The sequence below is a fragment of the Streptomyces sp. KL116D genome (genome assembly GCF_030766975.1).
Lineage (GTDB): Bacteria > Actinomycetota > Actinomycetes > Streptomycetales > Streptomycetaceae > Streptomyces > Streptomyces longispororuber_A.
The window spans coordinates 263,485-288,378 of record NZ_JASERH010000142.1 but is presented as its reverse complement, the minus strand read 5'-3'; the positions used below and the strand labels follow the sequence as shown (position 1 = coordinate 288,378).

General features: G+C 71.8%; 21 protein-coding genes. 3 read left to right on the top strand and 18 right to left on the bottom strand.

Going from position 1 to position 24,894, the window contains the following annotated elements; translation table 11 throughout:
• The first annotated feature begins 104 nt into the window (after positions 1-104).
• Complete coding sequence (locus RBJ77_RS56210) at positions 105-641, top strand: MarR family winged helix-turn-helix transcriptional regulator (RefSeq protein ID WP_372352072.1); 537 nt, start codon at positions 105-107, stop codon at positions 639-641.
• Here the strand turns inward: RBJ77_RS56210 and RBJ77_RS56205 are convergent.
• From RBJ77_RS56205 to RBJ77_RS56150, 12 genes are all read right to left on the bottom strand, one after another.
• Positions 569-1,849 (bottom strand): MFS transporter, encoded by a 1,281-nt coding sequence (locus tag RBJ77_RS56205; RefSeq protein ID WP_372352071.1) that lies wholly within the window; start codon positions 1,847-1,849, stop codon positions 569-571. The genes RBJ77_RS56210 and RBJ77_RS56205 overlap by 73 nt on opposite strands.
• Entirely contained in the window at positions 1,846-2,865 is a 1,020-nt protein-coding gene (locus RBJ77_RS56200; RefSeq protein WP_372352070.1) for a Rieske 2Fe-2S domain-containing protein, read from the bottom strand. The genes RBJ77_RS56205 and RBJ77_RS56200 overlap by 4 nt, the downstream gene beginning before the upstream one ends.
• 1 nt (position 2,866) lies before the next feature.
• Positions 2,867-3,097: a recombinase-like helix-turn-helix domain-containing protein gene (locus RBJ77_RS56195; RefSeq protein WP_372352069.1), complete on the bottom strand. Its 231-nt coding sequence runs from the start codon at positions 3,095-3,097 to the stop codon at positions 2,867-2,869.
• A gap of 28 nt (positions 3,098-3,125) precedes the next feature.
• Positions 3,126-4,085, bottom strand: a complete 960-nt coding sequence (locus RBJ77_RS56190) for a 2Fe-2S iron-sulfur cluster-binding protein (RefSeq protein WP_372352068.1) — start codon at positions 4,083-4,085, stop codon at positions 3,126-3,128.
• A 12-nt stretch (positions 4,086-4,097) separates the two neighbouring features.
• Positions 4,098-5,729, bottom strand: a complete 1,632-nt coding sequence (locus RBJ77_RS56185) for a thiamine pyrophosphate-binding protein (protein WP_372352067.1) — start codon at positions 5,727-5,729, stop codon at positions 4,098-4,100.
• A gap of 11 nt (positions 5,730-5,740) precedes the next feature.
• The gene (locus RBJ77_RS56180) at positions 5,741-6,526 is read right to left on the bottom strand and encodes an SDR family oxidoreductase (RefSeq protein ID WP_372352066.1); all 786 of its coding nucleotides are present in this window, start codon (positions 6,524-6,526) and stop codon (positions 5,741-5,743) included.
• Positions 6,527-6,650: 124 nt separating this feature from the next.
• Positions 6,651-7,394 carry an SDR family oxidoreductase gene (locus RBJ77_RS56175; RefSeq protein ID WP_372352065.1) on the bottom strand — a complete coding sequence of 248 codons (744 nt, stop codon included), beginning with the start codon at positions 7,392-7,394 and terminating at the stop codon, positions 6,651-6,653.
• Positions 7,387-7,908: a cupin domain-containing protein gene (locus RBJ77_RS56170; protein WP_372352064.1), complete on the bottom strand. Its 522-nt coding sequence runs from the start codon at positions 7,906-7,908 to the stop codon at positions 7,387-7,389. The genes RBJ77_RS56175 and RBJ77_RS56170 overlap by 8 nt, the downstream gene beginning before the upstream one ends.
• Positions 7,899-8,723 carry an alpha/beta fold hydrolase gene (locus tag RBJ77_RS56165; protein ID WP_372352063.1) on the bottom strand — a complete coding sequence of 275 codons (825 nt, stop codon included), beginning with the start codon at positions 8,721-8,723 and terminating at the stop codon, positions 7,899-7,901. The genes RBJ77_RS56170 and RBJ77_RS56165 overlap by 10 nt, the downstream gene beginning before the upstream one ends.
• On the bottom strand, positions 8,720-9,535 hold the full coding sequence (locus RBJ77_RS56160; RefSeq protein ID WP_372352062.1) for an aspartate dehydrogenase domain-containing protein: 816 nt from the start codon (positions 9,533-9,535) through the stop codon (positions 8,720-8,722). The genes RBJ77_RS56165 and RBJ77_RS56160 overlap by 4 nt, the downstream gene beginning before the upstream one ends.
• Positions 9,532-10,482, bottom strand: a complete 951-nt coding sequence (locus tag RBJ77_RS56155) for a VOC family protein (protein ID WP_372352061.1) — start codon at positions 10,480-10,482, stop codon at positions 9,532-9,534. The genes RBJ77_RS56160 and RBJ77_RS56155 overlap by 4 nt, the downstream gene beginning before the upstream one ends.
• 23 nt (positions 10,483-10,505) lie before the next feature.
• Positions 10,506-11,993, bottom strand: a complete 1,488-nt coding sequence (locus tag RBJ77_RS56150) for an aldehyde dehydrogenase (protein WP_372352060.1) — start codon at positions 11,991-11,993, stop codon at positions 10,506-10,508.
• 348 nt (positions 11,994-12,341) lie between these two features.
• On the opposite strand from RBJ77_RS56150, the gene RBJ77_RS56145 reads away from it, so the two are divergent.
• The gene (locus RBJ77_RS56145) at positions 12,342-13,769 is read left to right on the top strand and encodes an MFS transporter (RefSeq protein ID WP_372352059.1); all 1,428 of its coding nucleotides are present in this window, start codon (positions 12,342-12,344) and stop codon (positions 13,767-13,769) included.
• A 28-nt stretch (positions 13,770-13,797) separates the two neighbouring features.
• On the opposite strand, the gene RBJ77_RS56140 is transcribed toward RBJ77_RS56145, so the two are convergent.
• The 6 genes from RBJ77_RS56140 to RBJ77_RS56115 all read right to left on the bottom strand — a co-directional run bounded on the left by RBJ77_RS56140 (position 13,798) and on the right by RBJ77_RS56115 (position 21,044).
• Positions 13,798-14,856, bottom strand: a complete 1,059-nt coding sequence (locus RBJ77_RS56140) for an LLM class flavin-dependent oxidoreductase (protein ID WP_372352058.1) — start codon at positions 14,854-14,856, stop codon at positions 13,798-13,800.
• Positions 14,853-15,773, bottom strand: coding sequence for an LLM class flavin-dependent oxidoreductase (locus tag RBJ77_RS56135; RefSeq protein ID WP_372352057.1), 921 nt, complete (start codon positions 15,771-15,773; stop codon positions 14,853-14,855). Before RBJ77_RS56135 ends, RBJ77_RS56140 begins: the two co-directional genes overlap by 4 nt.
• A 124-nt stretch (positions 15,774-15,897) precedes the next feature.
• The gene (locus tag RBJ77_RS56130; protein ID WP_372352056.1) at positions 15,898-17,514 is read right to left on the bottom strand and encodes an FAD-dependent oxidoreductase; all 1,617 of its coding nucleotides are present in this window, start codon (positions 17,512-17,514) and stop codon (positions 15,898-15,900) included.
• Positions 17,515-17,523: 9 nt separating this feature from the next.
• Entirely contained in the window at positions 17,524-19,062 is a 1,539-nt protein-coding gene (gene glpK, locus RBJ77_RS56125; RefSeq protein ID WP_372352055.1) for a glycerol kinase GlpK, read from the bottom strand.
• A 54-nt stretch (positions 19,063-19,116) separates the two neighbouring features.
• Positions 19,117-19,908, bottom strand: a complete 792-nt coding sequence (locus RBJ77_RS56120; RefSeq protein ID WP_372352054.1) for an MIP/aquaporin family protein — start codon at positions 19,906-19,908, stop codon at positions 19,117-19,119.
• Positions 19,909-20,276: 368 nt separating this feature from the next.
• Complete coding sequence (locus RBJ77_RS56115; RefSeq protein ID WP_372352053.1) at positions 20,277-21,044, bottom strand: IclR family transcriptional regulator; 768 nt, start codon at positions 21,042-21,044, stop codon at positions 20,277-20,279.
• Between the two features lie 272 nt (positions 21,045-21,316).
• On the opposite strand from RBJ77_RS56115, the gene metH reads away from it, so the two are divergent.
• Complete coding sequence (gene metH, locus RBJ77_RS56110; RefSeq protein ID WP_372352052.1) at positions 21,317-24,826, top strand: methionine synthase; 3,510 nt, start codon at positions 21,317-21,319, stop codon at positions 24,824-24,826.
• Positions 24,827-24,894 lie beyond the last annotated feature (68 nt).

Below are 24,894 nucleotides of genomic sequence, written 5' to 3'. Positions count from 1 at the left end.
TCCGATCTATCGGCTCATTATGGCCCCGGCCGCGCCCCGTGCGGAAAACTTTCAGGGCTAAGATTTCGTGGAGTCACTGCAGGCGCGAGAGGGCGGTACGGGACATGACGGGGAAGCGGGCGGCCATGGGGAAGGACGCCGTCGCGGCGATCATCGAGGACTGGGCGCGGGAGCGGCCGGATCTGGACACGGCGCCCCTGGAGGTGCTGGCCCGCCTGCACCGCACGTTCCTGCGCTACAACTCGACCCTGACCGCCGCGATCGACCGGCACGGACTCGCCGTCGCCGGGTTCGACGTGCTGACGGCGCTGCGCCGGGCCGGCGCCCCGTACCGGCTCACCGCGGGCCAGCTCGCCGACTCGGGCCTGGTGTCGTCGGCCGGGGTGACGCTGCGCATCGACCGGCTGGAGAAGGACGGCCTGATCGTGCGCGAGCGGGACGCGGACGACCGGCGCGTCGTCTACTCGCGGCTCACGGACCTGGGCCTGGCCAAGGTGGACGAGGTGTTCGCCGAGCACCTCGACAACGAACGCCGGATGCTCGGCTCCCTCACCCTCACCGAGCGACGTCAACTCGCCCGGCTGCTCTCCAAGTTGGAGCGTTCCATCGTCGAGTCCGACGGGGCCGGACCGGCGAGCTGACCGGGCCGGGCGAGCAGCCACGCCCCGCAGACCAGCGTGATCAGCTGGGTGCCGGCGAGCAGCGCGAAGCCCGCGCCGAAACTGCTGCCGCCCGCCAGCGCGATGGCCCAGCCCATGGCCGTGGGCATCAGCGCCGACACCAGGTTGCCGACGCCGTTCACCACTCCGTACGCGCTGCCCACCGAGCGGGCCGGCGCGCACCGCTGCACGAGCGTCGGGATGGCCGGGCCCTGCAGCCCCCAGAAGCCGTTGGCCAGGATCAGACCCGTGGCCGCCGCCCACGACGTGTCCGCGCCGATCACGAACAGCACGCAGCCCGCGGTGCCCGCCGAGCCGACCACGAAGAGCAGTGGCAGCCGCCGCGCCGGGAGCCGGTCGAGGAGCCAGCCGCCGAGGAAGCCCGAGCAGAGCGACATCAGGAACGGCAGCGAGGACACCGCTCCCATCGCCTTGATGGAGAAGTGCCGGTCCTGGAGGAGGTACGACGGCAGCCACGCCGTCGACCCCCACAGATAGGCGAGCGTCGCGATCTCGACGAGCAGGATCAGGCCGAGCCGCGGGGTGCGCAGCGCCAGCCGCAGGGTCGCGGCGAACGACGGTCGCCGGCCCCCGCCCCCGCTGCCGCCGGGCGTCCCGCGACCACGGACGAAGAACCACACCAGCGGGATGCCGATCGCCGCGTTGAGCGCGCCCAGCAGCAGGAACGACGCGTGCCAGTCGAAGGAGTACACGAGGTACGTGACCAGCGGGAGGCCGACCGCCGTCCCGAGGGACACCCCCATCGACGACACCGCGTTCGGCTTGCCCGCCTCGGCCGGCGTGAAGTGGTCGCGCACGTACATCGTCTTCAGCGAGAACAGCGGTCCCTCGCTCGCGCCGAGCAGCGCCCGGCACGCGACGAGGGCCAGCGCGCCGAACGCGTACGGGGAGACCAGGGTCAGCACCGCCCACAGGCCCACGCTGACGAACAGTCCGCGTCTGACCCCGAGCACGGTCTCGTACAGGGGAGTCAGGAAGAACGCCGCCAGGCCGTAGCCCGCGAGGAAGACCGTGGTCAGGGCGCCCTGCGCCACCGTGTCGCCCGTGATGCCGAAGTGGTCGGTGAACGCCCGGTCCGTCACCAGGACGGAGACGTTCACCCGGTCCACATAGCTGATCAGGACGATGACGAGGAGGCTCAGGACGCCCAGCCATCGACGGGGGATCACGCAGGGGCCGCCTTCGACTGCTGCCTGGCCTCCGCCTGGTAGAGGCGGCGCAGCCGGACCACGCCGAGGTCGTGCTGGTAGAGGTTCTCCTGCTGGTCCGCGTCGGCGGGCAGCGCCTCCAGCATCACGCGGTCCTGCTCCAGGACCTCCCAGTGGCGCTCCTCGATGAGCGTCCGGTACAGGAAGCGCCAGGTGTCGCGCTGCCAGCCCTGGACCTTGCGGTAGCGCCAGAAGAAGACGCCGGTGCGCCGGTCGTCGACCGGGCACGCCATGCCGACGATGCCGAACGCGCCGCCCGGGCCCGCCGACGGCGGGTACGGGATGGACAGGTCCACCCAGTCGATGCCGGTGCGGCACAGCTCGACCCAGTCGAAGTTGACGCCGCGCTGGTCGGTCTTCTCGAAGAAGTAGCCGCGGTCCGTCTCGCGGATGCGGAACTTGGCCTGGCTGGCGCCGTCGAACATGGTGTGCGACTCGTTGTGCAGGAACTGGCCGTGCATCGGGTCGAGGAGGTTCTCCATGGCGAAGCGCCACGGCACGTCCCACTCGGCGTACGCGAGGAAGGCGGAGATCTCGTCGTCGACCAGCGGGTCGGGCAGGGTGAGGTCCACCGGCTCCGGGTGCTCCTCGTCGCCGAAGTAGGCGAGGATCGCGCCCGCCACCTCGCGTACCGGGAGGGAGGTGACGAGGCGCTTGCCCTCCAGGTTGCAGCCGGGCAGGCCGGGCACCGAGGTGACCGTGCCGGTGCCGTCGACCTCGACGCCGTGGTACCAGCAGGACACCCGGTCGCCCAGGTGTTTGCCCAGCGAGAGCGGGGCGCCGCGGTGCGGACAGCGGTCGGCGAGCATGGACAGGCCGCCGTCGGACCTGCGGAACAGCAGCCAGTTCTCGCCCAGCGCCGTCACCTTGCGCATCGCGCCGGGCGCGACGAAGGAGGACGGGACGACGGGGTGCCACTGGTTGCGCAGGCCGTGGGCGTAGATGTGCTCGGCGGTGTCGGTGGTGTTCAGGCTCATGTCAGGCTCCCAGGCGGTGCATCTCGGCGCGGAAGGACTCCTCGGTCCAGGGCGCACCCGAAGGGGTGTGCAGCTGGCGGGAGTTGAGGCCGTCGATCACGTCGGTCAGCTCGTGGCCGTCCTTGGTGAAGATGTCCTCGAGGGTGCGGGCGAGCTTGATCTCGTACGGGGTGGGCTCGTGGTCGCGGGTCTGGTGGATCTCCAGGTACGGCCAGGTGTCGGTCGTGGGCATGGGTTCTCCGTACGTCGTCGTGACGGGGCTAAAGGTCCAGGACGAGGCGGTCGGAGACGCAGCGGGAGACGCAGATCATCATCGTCTCGGACGCGGCGTGCTCGGACTCGCTGAGCAGGAAGTCGCGGTGGTCGGGGGTGCCGGCCAGCACCCGGGTCTCGCAGGAGCCGCAGATGCCGTCGCGGCAGGAGGAGTTGACAGTCAGGCCCGCGGACTCGGCGGCCTCCAGGATGGAGGTGTCGGGGCCGACGTTCAGGGTCAGGCCCGAGGTGCGGCACTCGACCTCGAATCCGGTGTCGTCGCCGGCCCGCTCGACGGCCGGCGCGGCGAACCGCTCCAGCCTCAACCGCCCCTCGGGGCAAGCCGCTTCGACGGCCTTGAGGAGCGGCTCGGGCCCGCAGCAGTACACCAGCGCATCGGCCGGCAGGCCGTCGAGGACCGCCGCGAGGTCGATGTGCCCCTGCTCGTCCTGCGGCACGAACGTCACCTCGCCGCCGGGCAGCGCCGCCAGCTCCGCCCCGAACGCCATCGAGGCGCGCGAGCGGCCGCCGTGCACCAGCCGGTACGGCACCCCGTCGCGGGCGGCCTGCCGGGCCATCGCGAGGATCGGCGTGATGCCGATGCCGCCCGCGACGAACACGTACGAGGACGCGTCCTCCAGCTCGAAGTGGTTGCGCGGGCCCGCCACCCGCACCGTCTGGCCGGGGCGCAGCTTGGTGTGGACGTGGCGCGAACCGCCGCGCGAGGACGGCTCGTCGAGGATGCCGAGCCGGTAGGTGCCGCACTCGGCGGGGTCGCCGCACAGGCTGTACTGGCGGACGAGCCCGCCCACGTGCAGGTCCAGGTGGGAGCCGGGCGTCCAGGCGGGCAGCGGCTTGCCGTCCGGGTGGACCAGGTCGACGGAGAGCACTCCGTCCGCCTCCCAGGTCGTCCGGTGGACCAGGAGGTCGAGTTCCTGCTCGTCGGCAGGGTTCACGGCGGCGGTCATGGGACGACCTCCTTACGCGGTGGGGATCTTGACGGGCGGGGTGAACGGCTTCTTCATCGGGCCGAGCGCGACCAGGTCGACCTCGACGAGCGTCGGCCCGTCGGAGGCGAGGGCCGCCTTCAGCACGTCCGCGGCCTCGGTGGTGTCACCGATCCGCGCGTACGGCAGCGAGCAGGCGTCGGCGAGCCGCGCGAAGTCGGGCGTGAACAGGTCGACGCCGGCGCGCCGCTCGCTGTACTGGTCCTGCATGTTGCGCAGCACGCCGTAGCCGCCGTCGTTGAAGACGATCAGCGTCAGCCGCGGCCGCTCCTGGGCGACGGTCAGCAACTCGCCGAAGTGGACGGCGAGTCCGCCGTCGCCGACGATGACGGCGGTCGGCTCGTCGGGGCGGGCGAGCGCCGCGCCGATGCCCATGCCGAGGCCCTGGCCGATACCGCCGCCGCGCGGGAAGACGTTGGCGCGCGGGTCGTGCATCGGCAGCAGCCGGTTGCCCCACGACGACGACGGGATGGTGACGTCGCGGGCGACGACGGCGCCGCGCGGCAGGAAGGCGGCGAGCGCGTCGCACACGGCGGCCTGCGGGCCGATGTTCTCGTGCAGCGTGGCGCGCACCTGCTCCCGTACGTCGGTGACGCGGGCGCTCCAGGCGGTGTCGGCGCGCGTCGCGGCGGCGGTCAGCTCGGGCAGCACCGCGGCGGCGTCCCCGTGCAGGGCGTGCCGGGCCGGGTGGACGCGGCCGATGGCGGCGGCGTCGACGTCGAGCTGGATGTGCGCCTCGGGCAGGACCAGGCCGTAGTCGGCGGTCTCGTTCGAGCGGAAGTGCGTGCCGACGGTCAGCAGCACGTCGGCGTCGGCGAGCAGCGCGCGCCCGGCCGGGGTGGTCGCGAAGTTGCCGATGACCAGCGGGTGGTCCTCGGGCACGGAGCCGCGCCCCGAGTTGGACGTGAGCAGTCCCGCGCCGGTCGCCTCGACGAGCGCCAGCAGTTCGTCGCGGGCCTGGTTCGCACCGCCGCCCGCCCAGATCAGCGGGCGCCGCGCGGACGCCAACAGGGCGCGTGCGGCGGCGAGTTCGGCGTCGTCCACGACCGGGGCGGCGGGCGCCGCGGCGGGCTCGCCCGCGTCGTCCTGGGCCGCGTACTGGAGGTCGATGGGCCACTCGACGCTCGCCGGGCCGCCCGGCGCGGCCAGCGCGGCGGCCGACGCCTCGCGCAGGACGCGGCCGGCCGACGACGCGTCAGGGACGGTGGCGGCGTACTTCGACACCGCCCTGAGCATCCCCAGCTGGTCCTTCGTCTCGTGGATGAAGCCGCGCCCGCTGCCCAGGTACGCGGACTCGACCTGCCCGGTGACGTGCAGCACGGCCGTTCCCGACGACAGTGCCTCGATCAGCGAGCCGGCCGCGTTGCCCGCGCCCGTGCCGGTGGAGGTCAGCGCGCAGCCGATGGAGCCGCGGGCCCGCCCGTACGCGTCGGCCGCGTTGACCGCGCTCGCCTCGTGCCGCACCGGCACGAACCGCAGTCCTGGGTCGGCGTCGACGGCCTCGACGAGGGGCAGGTTGTGCACGGACACGATGCCGAAGACGGTGTCGATGCCGAGCGACTTGAGATGGGCGACGAGGAGTTCGCCGCCGTTGTGGTGCTGCATGGGCAGGCTCCTCAGAGGATGCCGCGGCCGACTCCGCCGCAGACGTCGATGCTGGTTCCGGTGATGTACGAGGCGCGCGGCGAGAGCAGCGCGACGATCGCGTACGCGACCTCCTCGGCGCGGCCGAGCCGGCCGAGGGCGATCCCGCGGTCGGCGGCGAGCTCCGCCTGCCAGTCCTCGTAGGACAGTCCGCTGTCGGCGGCGGCGTGCCGGCGCGTCCACTGCCCGGTGTCGACGAGGCCGAGGCACACGGAGTTGACGCGGATGCCGTCGCCCGCGAGCTCGACGGAGAGGGACTTCGACAGGTTGAGGATTCCGGCGCGGGCCGCGCTCGTCGTCATCAGGCGGGTCTCGGGCTGCTTGGCGAGGACCGCGTTCACGTTGACGACCGAGGCCGCGTCCGACTCCGCGAGGTGGGTGCGGGCGGCGGCGAGGGGGTTGAGGACGCCGGCGAACTTGAGGTCGAGCTCGTCGCGCCAGTCGTCCATCGTCGTCTCGGCGAACGGCTTCATCCGGGACTGGCCCGCGTTGTTGACGAGCCCGTCGATCCGGCCGCCGAAGTGCGCGGCGGACGCCTCGGTGAAGCCGCGCACCTCGGCGGCGTCGCGCACGTCGCAGATGCCGGTGAACAGCCGGTCGCTGCGCAGCTTCTCCTTCGCGCGGGCGAGCCGGTCGCCGTCGCGCCCGCAGGTGGCGACGTTGGCGCCTTCGTCGAGGAGGGCGCGGACCGTGGCCAGGCCGACGCCCGAACTGCCGCCGGTCACCAGCACGGTGCGGTCGGCGAGGCCGAGATCCATGAGACTCCTTGCAGAGAGGTACGGAGGGGTGGGGCGCCCCGCAGGGGGGCACGGGGAACTGCGCGACCGGCCGTGACGGCGGGACAGCCGTACGACCGGCTGTGGTCCCCAGGGGCGCGGAGCGCTAATGCATCGTGAAGCCGCCGTTGACGGCGATGACCTGTCCGGTCAGGTAGCGGGACTCCTCGCCGAGGACGAACGACACCACCCCGACCAGGTCGTCGGGCTGCTGCGGCCGGGCGATCGCCCGGTTCTCCGCGTACAGCGCGTGGCGCTCGGCGGGCACGCCCTCCGTCGCCTCGACCTCGGTCAGTCCGGGGGCCACGGCGTTGACCGTGATGCCCTCGGGGCCGAGCTCGCGGGCCATGGCCCGGGTCAGGGAGATCACCGCGCCCTTGGACGCGATGTAGTGGGCGAGCCGCGGCGAGCCGTAGAGGGCCGCGTCCGAGGCGATGTTGACGATCCGGCCCGGCCGTTCCATGAGCGGCAGCAGGTGCTTGGCGACGAGCCAGGGCCCGCGCGCGTTGACCGTCATGAGGCGGTCCCACACCTCGACGTCGATGTCGTGGAAGTACTTGCCGCCGACGCCGTTGGCGAGGGCCGCGTTGTTCACGAGGCCCCAGACCGGCCGGCCGTGGAGCGCCGCGGCGAGCGCCTCGACCGAGGCCGGGTCGGCCACGTCGAGCGGGACGAACTCGGCGTCGCCGCCCGCGTCCCGGATCGCCGCGGCCGTCCGGGCGCCCCACTGCTCGTTCAGCTCCGCGACGACGACCCGGTACCCGTCCGCCGCCACCCGGCGGGCCATGGCCTCCCCGAGGCCACGGCCCGCACCGGTGACGACGACCGTGCGCCGGAGGGCGTCAGTCACGGGTGATGCCGTACAGCGGCGAGTACTCGGGGTAGGTCGGGACCTGCGGCTTCTGCGTGCCGATGACGACGCAGAAGAGCGCGTCGGTGTCGCCCTCGTTCTTCAGCGAGCGGGTCACACCGGCCGGCACGACGATCATGTCGCGGTAGCCGAGGGTCCGGTACTCGGTCTCGTCGGGGCCGCGGTGGATGCCGACGCGGACCTCGCCCTCCAGGACGAAGAAGGCCTCCTCGACGTCGTGGTGGGTGTGGGCCGGGCCCTCGGCGCCCGGGGGCAGCAGCATGTTGGAGAACGTGAAGCCGCCCGACGGCAGGATCCGGTTGTCGCCCTCGTGGTTGCCGGTCGCGCCGGAGCCCACGTAGCGGATCTGCGCGCGCTTGTACTGCGGGCCCGCCTTCTCCTGGAAGGACAGCGTGCCCCAGTCCGGCTCGCGCGAGTCCTTCGTCGCGATGAGCGAGTCGGTGTACTCGGCGAGGTCGCCGTCGTTGTCGTACGCGTCGGTGGTCAGAGGCATTGCGGTGCTCCCTTGCGGTTCGTGGCGATGTGGAGGTGGGAGAGCAGCCAGGCGTTGAAGTGCTCGGGCTGTTCCTGGTTGGCCAGGTGACCGGCGTCCTTGACGATCACGTAGGCGGTCCTGTGCAGACCGCCGGCCAGGACCTGGGAGGCTTCGGGGCCGGTGATCCGGTCCTTGTCGCCGCACAGGACGAGAGTGGGCGCGGTGACCTTCCCGAGGTCCGCGCGCAGATCGGTGGTCGCCATCGACTCGGCCGCGTAGCCGTAGCCGGGCAGCCGGACCGAGCCGGCCATGGTCGCGACGACCCGCGCCACCAGTTCCGGCGGCGCCTCGGGCGACACGAGCCGGGGTCCGCGCTTCTCGGCGAAGGCGCGGGGCCCGTCGGCCGCCAGGTCGGTGACCCGGGCGCGCATCCCGGCGGCCTTCTCGGGCGAGGTCCCCGAGCCGGGCGTGGAGTCCGCGACGGTCAGCGAGTCGACCAGGTCCGGGTGGCGCACGGCGAGCCGCAGCGCGATGACCCCGCCCCAGGACACTCCGACGACGTGGGCGCCGGCGCCCCGCGAGCGGATCAGCGCGGCTGCCGTGTCCGCGAAGTCGTCGAGGGTGAACTCGCCTGTCGGGTCGGCCGATTTGGCGTATCCGGGCGCGTCCCAGGCGAGTACCCGGAAGGCGCCCGCGAGCGCGGGCAGCTGCGCGGCGAAGGCCGCCGACGACGACCCGATGCCGTGCAGGCACAGCACCAGGGGCCCGCTCTCGCCGGCCTCCTCGACGTGCAGCCCGGCCAGGTCGAACGGAACGGATCCGGTCGCGGTCACAGGATCTGCCCGCCGCGCCCGGTGAGCGCGGCCAGGGAGCGCAGGACGGAGTACGGGACGACCTGCGACGTCGCCGGGTTCGCGGCGTCCGGCAGATGCCGCACCTCGAAGCGGTACGAGCCGTGGCTGCCGCTCGCCTCGATGACGTGCGAGGTGGAGGTGGCGGCCGGATCGGCGACGACCCGCACCCGCACGGCGTCCAGGTCGCCGACGGCGAGCGCGACGGAGGCGGCCACGTTCGTCGACTTGGGGAACTTCACCGGGACCTCGCGCGCCGTGCCCGCCATCAGCTCGACGGGCCCGGTCGCGGTCCGCATCCGCCGGAGCAGCTCCTCGTCCATCCACGGCTGTTCGAGGGTGGCGGGCAGCTTCGTGGTGGTGAGCCTGACCTCGTCGAGGCGGCCCATCGCGCGCACCGCCTGGAGCAGGTCGAGGCCGCCGACCGCGCCGCCGGTGAAGTAGACCCGGCCGGGCGCCGCGGCGAGCAGCTTCTTGGCCAGCTCGTCGTCGGTGAGCGCGCCGGTCGAGGCGACCAGCAGATCGGTCCCGCCGGCCAGGATCGGCTCGCCCCACTCGCGGACGACGCCCTGCCCCGCGGCCTCCACGATCAGGTCGCAGGCGTCCATGGCCTGCTCCATCGTCAGCTGCGGCGCGGGGGCGGTGTCGCCCAGCGGCCGGTTGTCGACGATGCAGACCAGTTCGGCGCCCGGGATCTCGCCTGCGGCGAGCGCGGAGCCGACGACCCGGCCGATCGCGCCCCAGCCGATCAGGCCGACCTTGCGGACCGGGGCGGGGGTGGGGGTGCTGCTCATGCGGGGACTCCTTCGGCGTCGACGGGCGCTGCGGCGGGCGGCACGACGGGGCTGCCGTCGGCCGTGCCCGCCATGTGGGTGCGGATCAGCTGCGAGGGCGCGCCCGCGGTGCCCCACAGGTCGGAGAGCTCGGGGGTGCGCCGCCACACCTTGCAGATCCAGGTGTCCTCGACGATCTGCGCGACCTCGGAGGTGTACTCGCAGACGAGCCCGGTCGGGTCGGTGAAGTACGAGAACGTGTTGTTGCCGGGGCCGTGCCGCCCGGGACCCCACTGCGGGGTGATGCCGTGGTGGCGCAGCCGGCCGAGCCCGCGCATGAAGTGGTCGACCGAACTCATCTCGTACGCGACGTGGTTGAGGGACACCCACGGCGCGGCGTTGAACGCGATGCTGTGGTGGTCGGCGTTGCAGCGCAGGAACGCCATCTGGTGCTCGGACCAGTCCGAGACCCGCATCCCGAGCACGTCGCGGTAGAAGGCGACGGACGCGTCGATGTCGGGGGTGTTGAGCACGGCGTGGGTGACGCCGACGGGCACGGAGCCGTCCTTGCCGCGCGGCGGCACCGCCCAGGTGTCGGCGGCGAGCTCGATCAGCCGGCCGTCGAGGTCCCGGAAGCGCAGGCCGTAGCCGCCGCCGACCTGGTCGAGCGGTCCGGGCCCGGACAGCGGGACGATGCCGCGCGCTTCGAGGCGGCGGGCCGCCTCGTCGATCTCGGCGGGCGTGGCGACGGCGAAGACCAGTTTGCCGAGGCCGACGGTGTCGGCGCGGGTCAGCTGGAGGGCGTGGTGCTCGTCGCCGGTGCCGCGCAGCCAGCTCGCGCCGTTCCCGGCCTCGACGACCTCCAGGCCCCAGGCCTCCTCGTAGAAGTCGGTGGCCTCGGTGAAGTTCGGGGTGAGCAGCTCGACCGAGCGCAGCGCGCGCAGCCGGGCGATCGGGGGGAGGGTCATGGTGGACTCCGGTACGGGGGTGGTCAGTTGGCCCAGGGCAGCGGGGACTCGGCGGTGCCCCAGTACAGGGACTTCTGGCGCTGGTAGGCGCGGATCAGGTCCCGGCCCTTCTCGGTGCCGAGGCCGCTCTCCTTCATCCCGCCGAACGGGGTGGAGATGGAGAACTGCTTGTACGTGTTGATCCAGACGGTGCCCGCGTCGATCCGGCGGGCGAGGCGCCAGGCGGCCCGCGCGTCCCGGGTCCAGATGCCGCAGGCGAGGCCGAACACGGAGTCGTTGGCCTGGGCGACCAGGTCGTCCTCGTCGTCGTAGGGGAGGGCGAGCAGGACGGGGCCGAAGATCTCCTCCTGGCAGACCCGCGCCGAGTTCGGCAGTCCGTCGATCACGGTCGGCAGGTAGTACGCGCCGTCCGCGTACTGCGGCCCCGCGGGGGCCGCGCCTCCGCACAGGACACGGCCCCCTTCACTGCGGGCCAGGTCCACGTACTCGGCGACCGCGTCGCGGTGCCGGTGGTGGACGAGCGGGGCGACCTGGGTGGCCGCGTCGGTGCCGGGTCCCACGCGCAGCTTGCGGACGCGCTCGACGAGCTCGCCGACGAACGCGTCGTACAGGGAGCGGTGCACGAACAGCCGGGAACCGGCGATGCAGGACTGGCCGCTGGACGAGAAGATCCCGAACATCACGCCCGCGAGGGCCTGGTCGACGTCGGCGTCCTCGCGGACGATCGTCGGCGACTTGCCGCCGAGTTCGAGGGAGGCGGGGATCAGCTTGTCGGCGGCGCTGCGGGCGATGGACCGGCCGGTCGAGGTGCCGCCGGTGAACCCGATGCGCCGCACCAGCGGGTGGTGCACGATCGCGTCCCCGACGACCCGGCCCTTGCCCGGCAGCACCGAGAGCAGTGCGGTGGGCAGCCCGGCCTCCGTCAGCGCCCGGTGCACGAGGCGGCCGAAGGCGAGGGAGACGAGCGGCGTCCACTCGGCGGGCTTGAGCAGCACCGCGTTGCCGCCGGCCAGCGCCGGGGCGACCTTCTGCGCGTCCGAGGCGATCGGCGAGTTCCACGGGTTGATCGCGCCGACCACGCCGATGGGTTCGTACACGCTCATCGTCAGGTACGGGCCGCGGGCCGGGGTGAGGGCGTCCTCGGCGGTCTCCAGGGCGGCGGCCGTGTAGCGGAAGGTGCCGGCGGCGCTGAGCGCGAGCGCCCGGGTCTCGGTGAGCGACTTGCCGGTGTCGGCGGTCTGCAGCGCGGACAGCTCGTCCGCGTGCTCCTCGACGAGGTCGGCGATGCGGTGCAGCAGCCGGGCCCGCTGGTGCGGGAGCAGTTCGCGCCAGGCCGGGTCGGCGACCGCCTCGGCGGCGGCGCGCGCGGCCTCGTCCACCTCCTCGGCCGAGGCGGCGTGGACGGTCGTGATGACGGTGCCGTCGGCCGGGTTCACGGTCGAGATCGGCGTGCCCGCGCCGCGCCGGAACCGGCCCGCGATCAGGATCTCGTCGGCAGGGGTGCGCAGCATGGCCAAACCTCCGGACTGGGTCGTACAGGGAGCTCCGCGGCCGCTCCTGCCCCCCGGCCGGCCTCGATTGCGAAGTGCTTGAAATCTAAGCGCTTAAATAAATCGACCGCAAGAGGTCCGCCCGAAGTTTTTTCGACGACGTGTCGGTGAACCCTTGACGGCCCCCTGCGCGGGCGGGATACAACTTAAGCACTGAGAGTTTCAGCGCTTGTTTCACCGGGTCTGAAGTGGCCGTCCGTCCCTGCGGACCGCCGTTCAGTACGGTCTCCCGGTACCTCCATGTCCCCTGCCGCCGCCCGGCGCGCGCCCCTACCGGCCTGCCCTGACGGTCTCCCGGAGGCTTCCCCCATGACGATGTCCCCTCCCCGCGCGTCGGCGGGCCCCGCATCCGCGGCCGGTCTCGCCGCCGCGATCGGAGCCCGCTTCGAGCGCCTGCCGCTCTGTCGCTGGCACGTCACCGTCCGGCTGCTCGTCGGGGCGGTCACCTTCTTCGAGGCGTTCGACCAGCTGCTGATCGCCTACGCCCTGCCCGAGCTGCGCGCCGAATGGCACCTGAACACCGGCCACACCACCGCTCTGATGACCGTCGGCTCCGTGGGCATGCTGATCGGCGCCCTGCTCTCGGGCCGCCTCGCCGACCGCATCGGCCGGGTCAGGATCATCGCCGGCTGCATCGCCCTGTCCAGCCTCTGCAACCTGGCGCTGACCCTGTGCAGCTCGCCCGAGCCGTTCATGGCGGTCCGCTTCGTCCAGGGGCTCGCGGTCGGCGGCGAGGTACCGGTCGCCGCCACGTTCATCGCCGAGATCACCCGCGCCCACCAGCGCGGCCGCTTCGTCCTCCTCTACGAGCTGGTCTTCCCGGCCGGGCTGACCGCGGGCGCCCTGCTCGCCTCCTGGCTCGTGCCGCTGCTCGGCTGGCGCTGGATGTTCGGCCTGGCCGCGATCCCCGGCGTGCTCTGCATCCTGATCATGCGGTACGTCCCCGAGTCGCCGCGCTGGCTCGCCGACCACGGCCGGCACGACGAGGCCCTCGCCACGATGGAGCGCATCGAGGCACGGGTCGAGAAGATCACCCGGGAACCGCTGCCGAAGCCCGAGCCCGTCGAAGCCGTGGCACCCGCAGGGGACAGTGACGGGGGAGGCGCCGCCGCACCGCAGCGCGGCGGCCTGCGCGAGCTGCTCTCCGGCCGCTACCGCAAGCGCACCCTGGTCCTCGGCGTCCTCTGGTTCACCGGGTACTTCGTCAACTACGGCATCACGTCCTGGCTGCCCACCATCTACGGCAACCGCTTCGGCCTCGACCTCTCCGAAGCGCTGCTCTACTCGACGGTCACGTCCTGCGCGGGTCTCGTCGGCTGCTTCGTCGTCGCGATCACCGTGGACCGCGTCGGCCGCCGGGCCACGGTCATCTGGTGCCTCGGCGCCGCGGCCGTCAGCCTGGCCCTGCTCGGCCTGTTCGCGGGCGGTTCCGCCACGAGCGTGCTGATCTGGACGTCGGTCGCGGCCGTCTTCTTCTTCGGCTCCAACATCTGCCTGTACCTGTACACGCCGGAGCTCTTCCCGACCCGCATCCGCGCGCTCGGCAGCAGCGTCGGCGGCGCGCTGAACCGGCTCGGCATCATCCTCGGCCCGATCGTCGTCGGCGCGGTGTACGCGGGCGGACGCATCGGCACCGTCTTCCTGGTGCTCGGCGCGGTCGCCCTGGTCGGCTCGCTGACCGCGTTCGCGGGCGCCGAGGAGACGGCGGGGCGGCGCCTGGAGGAAGTGTCGCCCTGACCCCGGGCGCCGGATCCGCCGGAGGCGTTCAGCTCCACAGGGAGCTGGGCGCCTCCTTGCGCACCACCGGCGCGATCTCCTCCGCGAACCGCTGGAGCGTCTCGATCTGCTCGGCCGTGCCCTGCCCGAACGCGTCCACGGTGACCGACTGCAGGTCGTGCCGGTACACCGCGTGATAGCCGAGGATCTTGTCGATGATCTGCTGCGGCGAGCCGATCAGCTGCGGCCCGTCCGCGATCGCGTCCTCGACGGTCCTGAACGGCGTGTTGTAGCCCGCCTTCCCCGCCAGGTGCGGCTTGAAGGACTGCGCGACCTTCGCCTCGTACAGGTCCCGGAAGCGTGCGACCGCCCGCTCGTGCGTGTCCGCGATCAGCAGCCCGCCCGAACCCGCCGCGACGTGCGCCTTCGCCGGGTCGTGGCCGTGCGCCGCGAACCGCTCCCGGTAGTGGTCGATCAGCCGGGCGTACGCGGCCCGCGGCTGGATCGCGTTCGCCGTGAACAGCGGATCGCCGTGCCTGGCGGCCAGTTCGGGGGAGTTGAGGGAGGTCGCCGAACCGTGCCAGACGCGGGGCAGGCCCGCGTACGGGCGCGGCACCGTCGTCACCCCCTTCAGGGCGGGCCGGAACTCGCCCGCCCAGTCGACCCGCTCCTCCGTCCACAGCCGGCGCAGCAGCTCGTACTTCTCCTGCTGAAGGTCCCACTGCCGGGCCTCGTCGAGCCCGAACAGATCGAAGTGACCCGCCTCGGCGCCCTTGCCGATCACCAGCTCGATCCGGCCGCGCGAGAGCTGGTCGAGCGTCGCGTAGTCCTCGGCGACCCGCACCGGATCGAGGATCGCGACGACGGTGACGCCCGTGAGCAGCCTGATGCGGGTCGTGCGGGCCGCGAGCGCGCCGAGCACCACCGTCGGACTCGACGACAGGAACGCGCCCGCGTGCCGCTCGCCGACCGCGTACGCGTCGTAGCCGAGCTCCTCCGCCGCCACCCCGACGTCGACGACCTGCGCCAACCGGTCGGCCGCCGAGGGGAGTTCACCGGTCAGCGGGTGCGGGGCGTGGCCGATGATGGACAGGACCTGGAACCTCACGCGGCCACCTCCGCCAGGCCCAGGTGCCCGCGCAGCGTCCGCGTCGTGTACGCGTCCGGCAGCAGCCCGCGCCCGACCAGCTCGGGCACGGCCCGGTCCAGGAGGGCGTACACGTCCTGCGGCACGGCGACCGGGCGGATCCGGAAGCCGTCGGCGCCGCCCTCGCGGTGCCACTCCTCCAGACGGTCGGCGAGACCCTCCGGGGTCCCGGTGAACAGGGCGGCGTCGGACTCGAACTCGCCCAGCGCCGCACGCCGTTCGGCCGCCTCGGCGTCCGTCGGGGCGAGCAGCACGTTCAGCTCGGCGAGCACCTTGAGGCTCCGGCCCTCCTCGGCGGCCAGCGCCGTCACCTCGGAGCGGATCCGGCGCAGCCCCGGCACGTCGAACGGCGTGACCAGTACGACGTCCGCGGCCCGGGCCGCGAACCGGTACGGCACGGTGTCGTGCGCCAGCGAGATCAGCGGCGGCCTGCCCTGCGGCGCGGCCCCCGAGCCGTCCCACTCGCGGGCGACCCGGCCGGTGAACTCCGCGGCCCGCTCGAAGAGTTCGGCCACCAGCACGTCCCCCTCCGGGGTGCCGAGCACCTTCAGGATCCGGTCGTGCTCGACGTCGTCCGCCGCGATCCGCGGCCGCACCCCGGCCCGCCCGCCGCTGACCAGATCGAGCGTCGCGTACCGGGCGGCGTACCCGGCGGGCTGCCCGAGCACGGGCCCGAGCGGCACGAGCCCGACGCGGGTCGTCTCCCGCGCGGCGAGCGTGAGCAGCACGGTCGAGTCGAGCCGACCGGGGCCGTCCTCCACGCTCACGAACGCGATCCGGGCCGCCTCCGCGCGGCGCACGAGACGGACGAAGTCATCGGGGCCCAGGCTCGGATCACCCGTCAGGGCGAGCCCGAGGAGGAAGGGGTTCTGAGGCATGTCCCCACCTTCACCTGCGGACATTGCGGGCGTATGTCCGCGGCATGGCAGTGCGCCCGGGCAGCCGAGAGGGGCGGCTCCCCCCGTGGGAGCCGCCCCTCAAGTCACCTGGAAGCGAGCAGGGTCACTTCTCGTCGAGCACGGCCTGCACCTTGCCGCGCACCGCGTCCGAGGCGAGACCGCGGATCGTCAGCGTCGTCCGGCGGCGCAGCACGTCGTCCGCCGTCTGAGCCCACTCGTGGTCCCGCGCGTACACGACCTGCGCCATGATCTCCGGCGCGTCCGGGTGGACCCGCTCGGCCAGCTCCGGGTTCTCGTTGGCCAGCCGGGCGATGTCGAAGGCCAGCGAACCGTAGTGCGTCGCCAGGTGCTTGGCGGTGTCGGCGGCCATCCGCGGGCCGGGCGCCGGGTTGTCCACCAGGAGGCGGTGCGCGACGGCCCGCGGGTTGGCGACGCCGGGCAGCGGCAGCCGCTTCGGCAGCTCCTTGATCGGCTCGAAGTCGTCGCCGAGCGGGTGGCCGGGCAGCGACTCCAGCTTCTGCATGACGGTGCGGCCGATGTGCCGGAACGTCGTCCACTTGCCGCCCGCGACGGACAGCATGCCGCCCCTGCCCTCGGTGACGACCGTCTCGCGCTTGGCCTTCGAGGTGTCGCCGGGACCGCCCGGCAGCACCCGCAGACCGGCGAACGCGTACGTCATCAGGTCCCGCTTCAGCTGCTGGTCGCGGACCGAGAACGCGGCCTCGTCGAGGATCTGCTCGATGTCCTTCTCGGTGACCGAGACGTCCGCCGGGTCGCCCTCGTACTCCTCGTCGGTCGTACCGAGCAGCAGCATGTCCTCCCAGGGGAGGGCGAACGTGATGCGGTACTTGTCGATCGGCGTGGCCAGCGCGGCCTTCCACGGGGAGGTCCGCTTCATGACCAGGTGCGCGCCCTTGGAGAGGCGGATGGACGGCGCCGCGTTCGGGTCCTCCAGCTTGCGCAGGTGGTCGACCCACGGGCCGGTCGCGTTCAGCACCAGACGGGCGCTGACACCGAACTCCTCGCCGTCCGTGCGGTCCTTGAGCTCGGCGCCCGTGACCCGGCCCCGCGTGAAGCGCAGACCGGTGACCTCGGCGTGGTTCAGGACCACGGCGCCCGCGTCGACGGCCGCCCGGACCGTCATGAGCGCCATGCGCGCGTCGTTCATCTGGTCGTCGCCGTACACGGCCACGGCCTTCAGGCCCTCGGTCCGCAGCTCCGGCACGTCCTGCTGCGCCTTGGCCGGGCTCAGCAGGTGCCCGACGCCGTCGCCGAACGCCGACAGCGCGCTGTACGCGAAGACGCCCGCGCCCAGCTTCGCGGCGCCGTGCGGGCCGCCCTTGTACACGGGCAGGTAGAAGGTGAGCGGGTTGGCGAGGTGCGGGGCTACGTTGCGCGACACCGCACGCCGCTCGAAGTGGTTCTCCGCGACCAGCTTCACCGCACCGGTCTGCAGGTAGCGCAGACCGCCGTGCAGCAGCTTCGAGGACGCGGAGGAAGTGGCGCCGGCGAAGTCGCCGGCGTCGACCAGGGCCACCCTGAGACCGGACTGCGCCGCGTGCCAGGCAGTGGAGATGCCCAGGATGCCGCCGCCGATGACCAGGAGGTCGTACGTCGCCTTGGAAAGCTGCTCGCGGGTCTCGGCGCGGCTCGGGTTCGAGCCGGCGACCGGGTGCGTTCCGAGGGCAGGCACGGTCTGCAGGGTGGACTGGGTACTCATGGTGGGGTCTTACTCCTCGTCCTCGATCCAGCCCATGGTCCGTTCGACGGCCTTGAGCCAGCTCTTGTACTCACGGTCGCGGGTGTCCGCGTCCATGCGGGGGGTCCACTCGGCGGCCCGGCGCCAGTTCGCGCGCAGATCGTCCGTGTTGGACCAGAAGCCGACGGCGAGACCGGCGGCGTAGGCAGCGCCGAGGCAGGTCGTCTCGGCGACCATCGGACGCACCACGGGGGCGTCCAGGAAGTCCGAGAGGGTCTGCATCAGCAGGTTGTTGGAGGTCATACCGCCGTCGACCTTGAGCGCGGTCAGCTCGACGCCGGAGTCCTTCGTCATGGCGTCGGTGATCTCGCGGGTCTGCCAGGCGGTGGCCTCGAGCACGGCGCGCGCGATGTGCGCCTTGGTGACGTAGCGGGTCAGGCCCGCGATGACACCGCGCGCGTCGGAGCGCCAGTACGGGGCGAACAGTCCGGAGAAGGCGGGCACGAAGTACGCGCCGCCGTTGTCGTCGACGCTGGAGGCCAGCGTCTCGATCTCGGCGGCCGACTTGATCAGGCCCATCTGGTCGCGCATCCACTGCACGAGGGAGCCGGTGACGGCGATCGAGCCCTCGAGCGCGTAGACCGGCTTCTTGTCACCGATCTGGTAGCCGACCGTGGTCAGCAGCCCGGAGTACGAGTTGATGGCCTTCTCGCCGGTGTTCATCAGCATGAAGGTGCCGGTGCCGTACGTGGACTTGGCCTCGCCCTCGGCGAAGCAGGTCTGGCCGAACAGAGCCGCCTGCTGGTCACCGAGCGCCGAGGCGACCGGGATGCCGCCCAGGATGTCGCCGAGCTTGCCGCCGGTGACCTCGCCGTAGATCTCGGCGGAGGAGTGGATCTCCGGCAGCATCTGCTGCGGGACACCGATGGACTCGCAGATCTTCGCGTCCCACTCCATGGTGTGCAGGTTCATCAGGAGGGTGCGGGAGGCGTTCGTGACGTCGGTGTAGTGCTTGCCGCCGTTGACACCGCCCGTCAGGTTCCAGATGACCCAGGTGTCCATGGTGCCGAAGAGGATGTCGCCGGCCTCGGCGCGCTCGCGCAGGCCCTCGACGTTGTCCAGCAGCCAGCGGGCCTTGGGGCCCGCGAAGTACGACGCCAGCGGCAGGCCGGTCTCGCGGCGGAAGCGGTCCTGGCCGACGTTGCGGCCGAGCTCCTTGCAGAGGGAGTCGGTGCGGGTGTCCTGCCAGACGATGGCGTTGTGGACCGGCTCACCGGTGTTCTTGTCCCAGAGCAGCGTGGTCTCGCGCTGGTTGGTGATGCCGATGGCCTTGATGTCGTCGCGGGTGATGCCGGCCTTGGTGATGGCGCCGGCGACGACCTCCTGGACGTTGGTCCAGATCTCGTTCGCGTCGTGCTCGACCCAGCCCGGCTTCGGGAAGATCTGCTCGTGCTCCTTCTGGTCGACGGAGACGATCCGGCCGTCCTTGTCGAAGACGATGCAGCGGCTGGAGGTGGTGCCCTGGTCGATCGCGGCGATGAACGGGCCTGCGGTGTGTGCGTCGGTCACGGGGTGCTCCTGAAGGTTCTCGGTGCGGCTCGGGCGGTGGGGCGGCGGGGCGGTCTACTTGAACGCGACGTTGTAGAGGCCACCGGCTATGGCGCCGCCGATCAGCGGACCCGCGACCGGGATCCAGGCGTACGTCCAGTCCGAGCCGCCCTTGTTCGGCAGCGGCAGCAGGGAGTGCACGATGCGCGGGCCGAGGTCACGGACCGGGTTGATCGCGTAGCCCGTGGGGCCACCGAGCGAGAGGCCGATGCCGACCACGACGAACGAGGTGATCAGGGCACCGAGCACGCCCAGGCCGTTGCCCTCGTTGTTCAGGCCCTGCGTGAGGATGGCGAGAACGAGCACGATCGTGGCGATGATCTCGGTGATCAGGTTCTGCGCGGCGTTCCGGATCTCCGGGCCCGTCGAGAAGATGCCGAGCACGGGGCCCGCCGCGGGCGCGGCCTTCTGGTCCACCAGGCCCTCGTCGGTCGGCTGCGCGGCGATGACGTCCGGGTCGGTCAGGTGTGCCTGGAACTGGCCGTAGTACGTGACCCAGACCAGCACGGCGCCGATCATCGCGCCGAGCAGCTGCGAGCCCAGGTAGAGCGGCACGTCGCTCCACTCGGTGCCGCCCTCGATGGCGAGACCGATGGTGACCGCGGGGTTCAGGTGGGCGCCCGAGACGCCACCGACCATGTACGCACCGGTCAGGACCGCGAAGCCCCAGCCGAACGCGATGGCGACCCAGCCGGCGTTGAACGCCTTCGAGCGCTTGAAAGTGACGGCGGCGCAGACACCACCGCCGAGCAGGATGAGCACGGCGGTACCGATGGTCTCGCCGATGAAGATGTCGGAGCTGGACACCCGCGACTCCTTTGTCCTTCGTCCAGGGGAAAAACCCGTATCAGGCGAACCCCGGGTCCCTCTCCGGTGGTCCGCGCCCTCTGGGGAGGGCGGTTTCGGCCTGGCCTTGCCACACTCTAACGCGTATTGCCGGTAGGTGTTCGACAATGCCGACCGATGGACGCGAGTCTTGCTCCGGGGTTACTCGCTCGTCAAGGGTTCTGTTATCGAAAGCACGATCGTTATTGATCGTTCGCGGTTATCGGTCCCCGCGGCGTCGGGGCGTCCATCGATGGTCGCCCGGAAAGGTGCGGCCTGCACCCTGGAACGGCGGAAGCCCCGCTCGAAGGCGGGGCTCGGGGGCTGGGCCGGGGGTGACGGACGGGGGCTCAGAAGCGGCTGGCGCCCAGATCGCGGGAGACGGCACGGGCGCAGTCCCGTACGGCGGCGATGAGCTCGGGGCGCAGCTCGCCCTCCTTGGTGCAGACCCGCTCGACGGCGCCGGTCACGCCGACGGCGCCCACCGGCATCCGGTGCCGGTCGTGGATCGGGGCCGCGACCGAGGCCACGCCCTCCCAGGTCTCCTCGACGTCGGCGGCGTACCCGCGCGCGCGGGTCAGGTCGAGGATCGACTCGAACTCGGTCAGGTCGCAGACCGTGCGGGCCGTGAACCCCTTGCGCTCGACCTCCACGACCTCGCTGTGCGCGACCGGGTCGTACGCGGACAGCACCTTGCCCAGGGCCGTCGAGTGCAGCGGCTGCATCGCCCCGACCTCCAGCACCTGACGGCTGTCGTCGGGCCGGAAGACGTGGTGCACGATCAGCACGCCCTGCTGGTGCAGGACCCCCAGGTAGACGGCCTCGCCGCTGGAGCGGGCCAGGTCGTCCGCCCAGACGAGCGCGCGCGCCCGCAGTTCGTGGACGTCGAGATAGCTGTTGCCCAGCCGTAGCAGCTCCGCGCCCAGCTGGTAGCGGCCCGAGGCCGCGTCCTGCTCGACGAAGCCCTCGGCCTGGAGGGTGCGCAGGATGCCGTGCGCGGTGCCCTTCGCCAGGCCGAGCGCGGAGGCGATGTCGGAGAGGCCGAGCCGTCGCTCACCGCCCGCGAGGAGCCGGAGCATCGCCGCGGCCCGTTCGAGCGACTGGATGTTGCGTGCCATCGCAGTCCTTCCTCCTCGGTCCTCTCACCCACGTTCGACAATGCTGAACAGTATCGGTCGTTGCCGACCTCCTGCTAATGCGACGTGAGCCTATATTTCAGCCGGTTCTCCGGCAGCGCCCGCATCGAGCCACACTCGGCCGCCCGCCGGGCGGGCGTTCCGGCCCGTGGACGGTCTCACGGAAGGACCTTGGTCCCGGCTACCCTGACCGGGTGCGCCTCCGGCAAGAGGAGCCGCAAAGCCGACAGCCGTCGCACCCAGGGAGCACTTTCATGGCCTCGTTGCCTACGCCCGCAGCCGATTCCCGCGCCCGCACGGACGCCCTCCGCGAAGCCCTCGCCACCCGTGTGGTGGTGGCCGACGGCGCGATGGGCACGATGCTCCAGGCGCAGGATCCCACCCTTGAGGACTTCCAGAACCTCGAGGGCTGCAACGAGATCCTCAACCTCACGCGCCCCGACATCGTGCGCTCCGTCCACGAGGCGTACTACGCCGTGGGCGTCGACTGCGTGGAGACCAACACGTTCGGCGCGAATCATGCGGCGCTGGGTGAGTACGACATCGCGGACCGGGTCTTCGAGCTTTCCGAGGCCGGTGCCCGGGTGGCGCGCGAGGTGGCGGACGAGTTCACCGCGTCGACCGGGCAGCAGCGCTGGGTGCTCGGCTCGATGGGCCCGGGCACGAAGCTGCCGACGCTGGGCCACGCCCCCTACACGGTGCTGCGCGACGCCTACCAGCAGAACGCCGAGGGCCTGATCGCCGGCGGCGCCGACGCCCTGCTCGTCGAGACCACGCAGGACCTCCTCCAGACGAAGGCGGCACTGCTCGGCGCCCGCCGCGCCCTGGACGCGACCGGCACCACGCTGCCGCTGATCTGCTCGGTCACCGTCGAGACGACCGGCACCATGCTGCTGGGCTCGGAGATCGGCGCGGCGCTCACGGCGCTGGAGCCGCTCGGCATCGACATGATCGGCCTGAACTGCGCGACGGGCCCGGCCGAGATGAGCGAGCACCTGCGCTACCTCTCCCGCCACTCGCGGATCCCGATCGCCGCGATGCCGAACGCGGGCCTTCCGGTCCTGACCAAGGACGGCGCCCACTACCCGCTGTCCGCGGCCGAGTTGGCCGACGCGCAGGAGACGTTCGTGCGCGAGTACGGCCTGTCCCTGGTCGGCGGCTGCTGCGGCACGACGCCGGAGCATCTGCGCCAGGTGGTCGAGCGGGTCCGCGGCGCCCAGCCCACGCCCCGCACCCCGCAGCCCGAGCCGGGGGCCGCGTCGCTGTATCAGACGGTGCCGTTCCGGCAGGACACGGCGTACATGGCGATCGGTGAGCGGACGAACGCGAACGGGTCGAAGAAGTTCCGTGAGGCCATGCTGGAGGGTCGCTGGGACGACTGTGTGGAGATGGCCCGGGACCAGATCCGTGAGGGCGCGCACATGCTCGACCTGTGTGTCGACTATGTGGGCCGTGATGGTGTGGCGGACATGGAGGAGCTGGCGGGCCGGTTCGCGACCGCCTCCACGCTGCCGATCGTGCTGGACTCGACCGAGGTGCCGGTGATCCGGGCGGGGCTGGAGAAGCTGGGTGGCCGTGCGGTCATCAACTCGGTGAACTACGAGGACGGGGACGGTGCGGAGTCCCGGTTCGCGAAGGTCACGACGCTGGCCCGGGAGCATGGTGCGGCGCTGATCGCGCTGACCATCGATGAGGAGGGGCAGGCCCGGACGGTCGAGCACAAGGTGGCGATCGCCGAGCGGCTGATCGCCGATCTGACCGGGAACTGGGGCATTCATGAGTCGGACATCCTGATCGACTGTCTGACGTTCACGATCTGCACCGGGCAGGAGGAGTCCCGCAAGGACGGCATCGCGACGATCGAGGCGATCCGGGAGCTGAAGAAGCGCCACCCGGACGTGCAGACCACCCTGGGCCTCTCCAACATCTCGTTCGGTCTGAACCCGGCCGCCCGCATCGTGCTGAACTCCGTCTTCCTGGACGAGTGTGTGAAGGCCGGGCTGGATTCGGCGATCGTGCACGCCTCCAAGATCCTGCCGATCGCGCGGTTCGACGAGGAGCAGGTCACCACCGCGCTGGATCTGATCTATGACCGGCGGGCCGAGGGCTATGACCCGCTGCAGAAGCTGATGGCGCTGTTCGAGGGTGCCACCGCGAAGTCGTTGAAGGCGGGCAAGGCGGAGGAGCTGGCCGCCCTCCCGCTGGAGGAGCGGTTGCAGCGCCGGATCATCGACGGCGAGAAGAACGGCCTGGAGCCGGATCTCGACGAGGCGCTGCAGTCCCGGCCGGCACTGGAGATCGTCAATGACACGCTGCTGGAGGGCATGAAGGTCGTCGGTGAGCTGTTCGGCTCCGGCCAGATGCAGCTGCCGTTCGTCCTCCAGTCGGCCGAGGTGATGAAGAACGCGGTGGCCTATCTGGAGCCGCACATGGAGAAGTCGGACGCCGAGGGCAAGGGCACCATCGTGCTGGCCACCGTGCGCGGCGACGTGCATGACATCGGTAAGAACCTGGTCGACATCATCTTGTCGAACAACGGCTACAACGTGGTGAATCTGGGCATCAAGCAGCCGGTCTCGGCGATCCTGGAGGCGGCCGAGGAGCACCGGGCCGATGTGATCGGGATGTCGGGTCTGCTGGTGAAGTCGACTGTGATCATGAAGGAGAACCTTCAGGAGCTCAACCAGCGCAAGCTGGCCGCGGACTTCCCGGTGATCCTGGGCGGGGCCGCGCTGACCCGGGCATACGTCGAGCAGGATCTGCACGAGATCTACGAGGGCGAAGTCCGCTACGCGCGGGACGCGTTCGAGGGGCTGCGGTTGATGGACGCGTTGATCGCGGTCAAGCGCGGCGTGCCCGGCGCCACCCTCCCCGAACTCAAGCAGCGTCGGGTCAAGGCGAGCAACGTCCAGATCGAGGAGCGGCCCGACGACGGGCCCGCGCGCTCCGACGTCGCCGTCGACAACCCGGTCCCCGAGCCGCCGTTCTGGGGCACCCGCGTCATCAAGGGCATCCAGCTCAAGGAGTACGCCTCCTGGCTCGACGAGGGCGCCCTCTTCAAGGGCCAGTGGGGCCTGAAGCAGGCGCGGACCGGAGACGGGCCCACGTACGAGGAGCTGGTGGAGACCGAGGGCCGCCCGCGGCTGCGCGGCTGGCTCGACGAGCTGCACACCAAGAACATGCTCGAAGCGGCCGTGGTCTACGGCTACTTCCCGTGCGTGTCCAAGGGCGACGACCTGATCATCCTGGACGACGAGGGCAACGAGCGGACCCGCTTCACCTTCCCCCGCCAGCGCCGCGGCCGCCGCCTGTGCCTGGCCGACTTCTTCCGCCCGGAGGAGTCGGGGGAGACCGACGTGGTCGGCCTCCAGGTCGTCACCGTCGGCTCCAGGATCGGTGAGGCGACCGCCGAGCTGTTCGCGTCCGACTCCTACCGCGACTACCTCGAACTGCACGGCCTGTCCGTCCAGTTGGCCGAGGCGCTCGCCGAGTACTGGCACGCCCGCGTCCGCACCGAGCTGGGCTTCGCCGGCGAGGACCCGGCCGCGATGGAGGACATGTTCGCCCTCAAGTACCGGGGCGCCCGCTTCTCCCTCGGCTACGGCGCCTGCCCCGACCTGGAGGACCGCGCCAAGATCGCCCAGCTCCTGGAGCCGGAGCGGATCGGCGTCCAGCTCAGCGAGGAGTTCCAGCTCCACCCCGAGCAGTCCACCGACGCGATCGTGATCCACCACCCCGAGGCGAAGTACTTCAACGCCCGGTAATGCGGTAATTCCTCAGAGTCGTACACTGGTCGGTCCAGCGCAGGCCGGTCGCCCTTCTGGTCAGAACT

Bases quoted from the DNA above. Each gene is read 5' to 3' on its own strand.
- RBJ77_RS56200 (WP_372352070.1), bottom strand. From the start codon at position 2,865: ATGAGCCTGAACACCACCGACACCGCCGAGCACATCTACGCCCACGGC.
- RBJ77_RS56115 (WP_372352053.1), bottom strand. From the start codon at position 21,044: ATGGCACGCAACATCCAGTCGCTCGAACGGGCCGCGGCGATGCTCCGG.
- RBJ77_RS56195 (WP_372352069.1), bottom strand. From the start codon at position 3,097: ATGCCCACGACCGACACCTGGCCGTACCTGGAGATCCACCAGACCCGC.
- RBJ77_RS56180 (WP_372352066.1), bottom strand. From the start codon at position 6,526: ATGGATCTCGGCCTCGCCGACCGCACCGTGCTGGTGACCGGCGGCAGT.
- RBJ77_RS56150 (WP_372352060.1), bottom strand. From the start codon at position 11,993: ATGCTGCGCACCCCTGCCGACGAGATCCTGATCGCGGGCCGGTTCCGG.
- RBJ77_RS56135 (WP_372352057.1), bottom strand. From the start codon at position 15,773: ATGCCTCAGAACCCCTTCCTCCTCGGGCTCGCCCTGACGGGTGATCCG.
- RBJ77_RS56155 (WP_372352061.1), bottom strand. From the start codon at position 10,482: ATGACCCTCCCCCCGATCGCCCGGCTGCGCGCGCTGCGCTCGGTCGAG.
- RBJ77_RS56190 (WP_372352068.1), bottom strand. From the start codon at position 4,085: ATGACCGCCGCCGTGAACCCTGCCGACGAGCAGGAACTCGACCTCCTG.
- RBJ77_RS56160 (WP_372352062.1), bottom strand. From the start codon at position 9,535: ATGAGCAGCACCCCCACCCCCGCCCCGGTCCGCAAGGTCGGCCTGATC.
- RBJ77_RS56185 (WP_372352067.1), bottom strand. From the start codon at position 5,729: ATGCAGCACCACAACGGCGGCGAACTCCTCGTCGCCCATCTCAAGTCG.
- metH (WP_372352052.1), top strand. From the start codon at position 21,317: ATGGCCTCGTTGCCTACGCCCGCAGCCGATTCCCGCGCCCGCACGGAC.
- RBJ77_RS56210 (WP_372352072.1), top strand. From the start codon at position 105: ATGACGGGGAAGCGGGCGGCCATGGGGAAGGACGCCGTCGCGGCGATC.
- RBJ77_RS56145 (WP_372352059.1), top strand. From the start codon at position 12,342: ATGACGATGTCCCCTCCCCGCGCGTCGGCGGGCCCCGCATCCGCGGCC.
- RBJ77_RS56170 (WP_372352064.1), bottom strand. From the start codon at position 7,908: ATGCCTCTGACCACCGACGCGTACGACAACGACGGCGACCTCGCCGAG.
- RBJ77_RS56130 (WP_372352056.1), bottom strand. From the start codon at position 17,514: ATGAGTACCCAGTCCACCCTGCAGACCGTGCCTGCCCTCGGAACGCAC.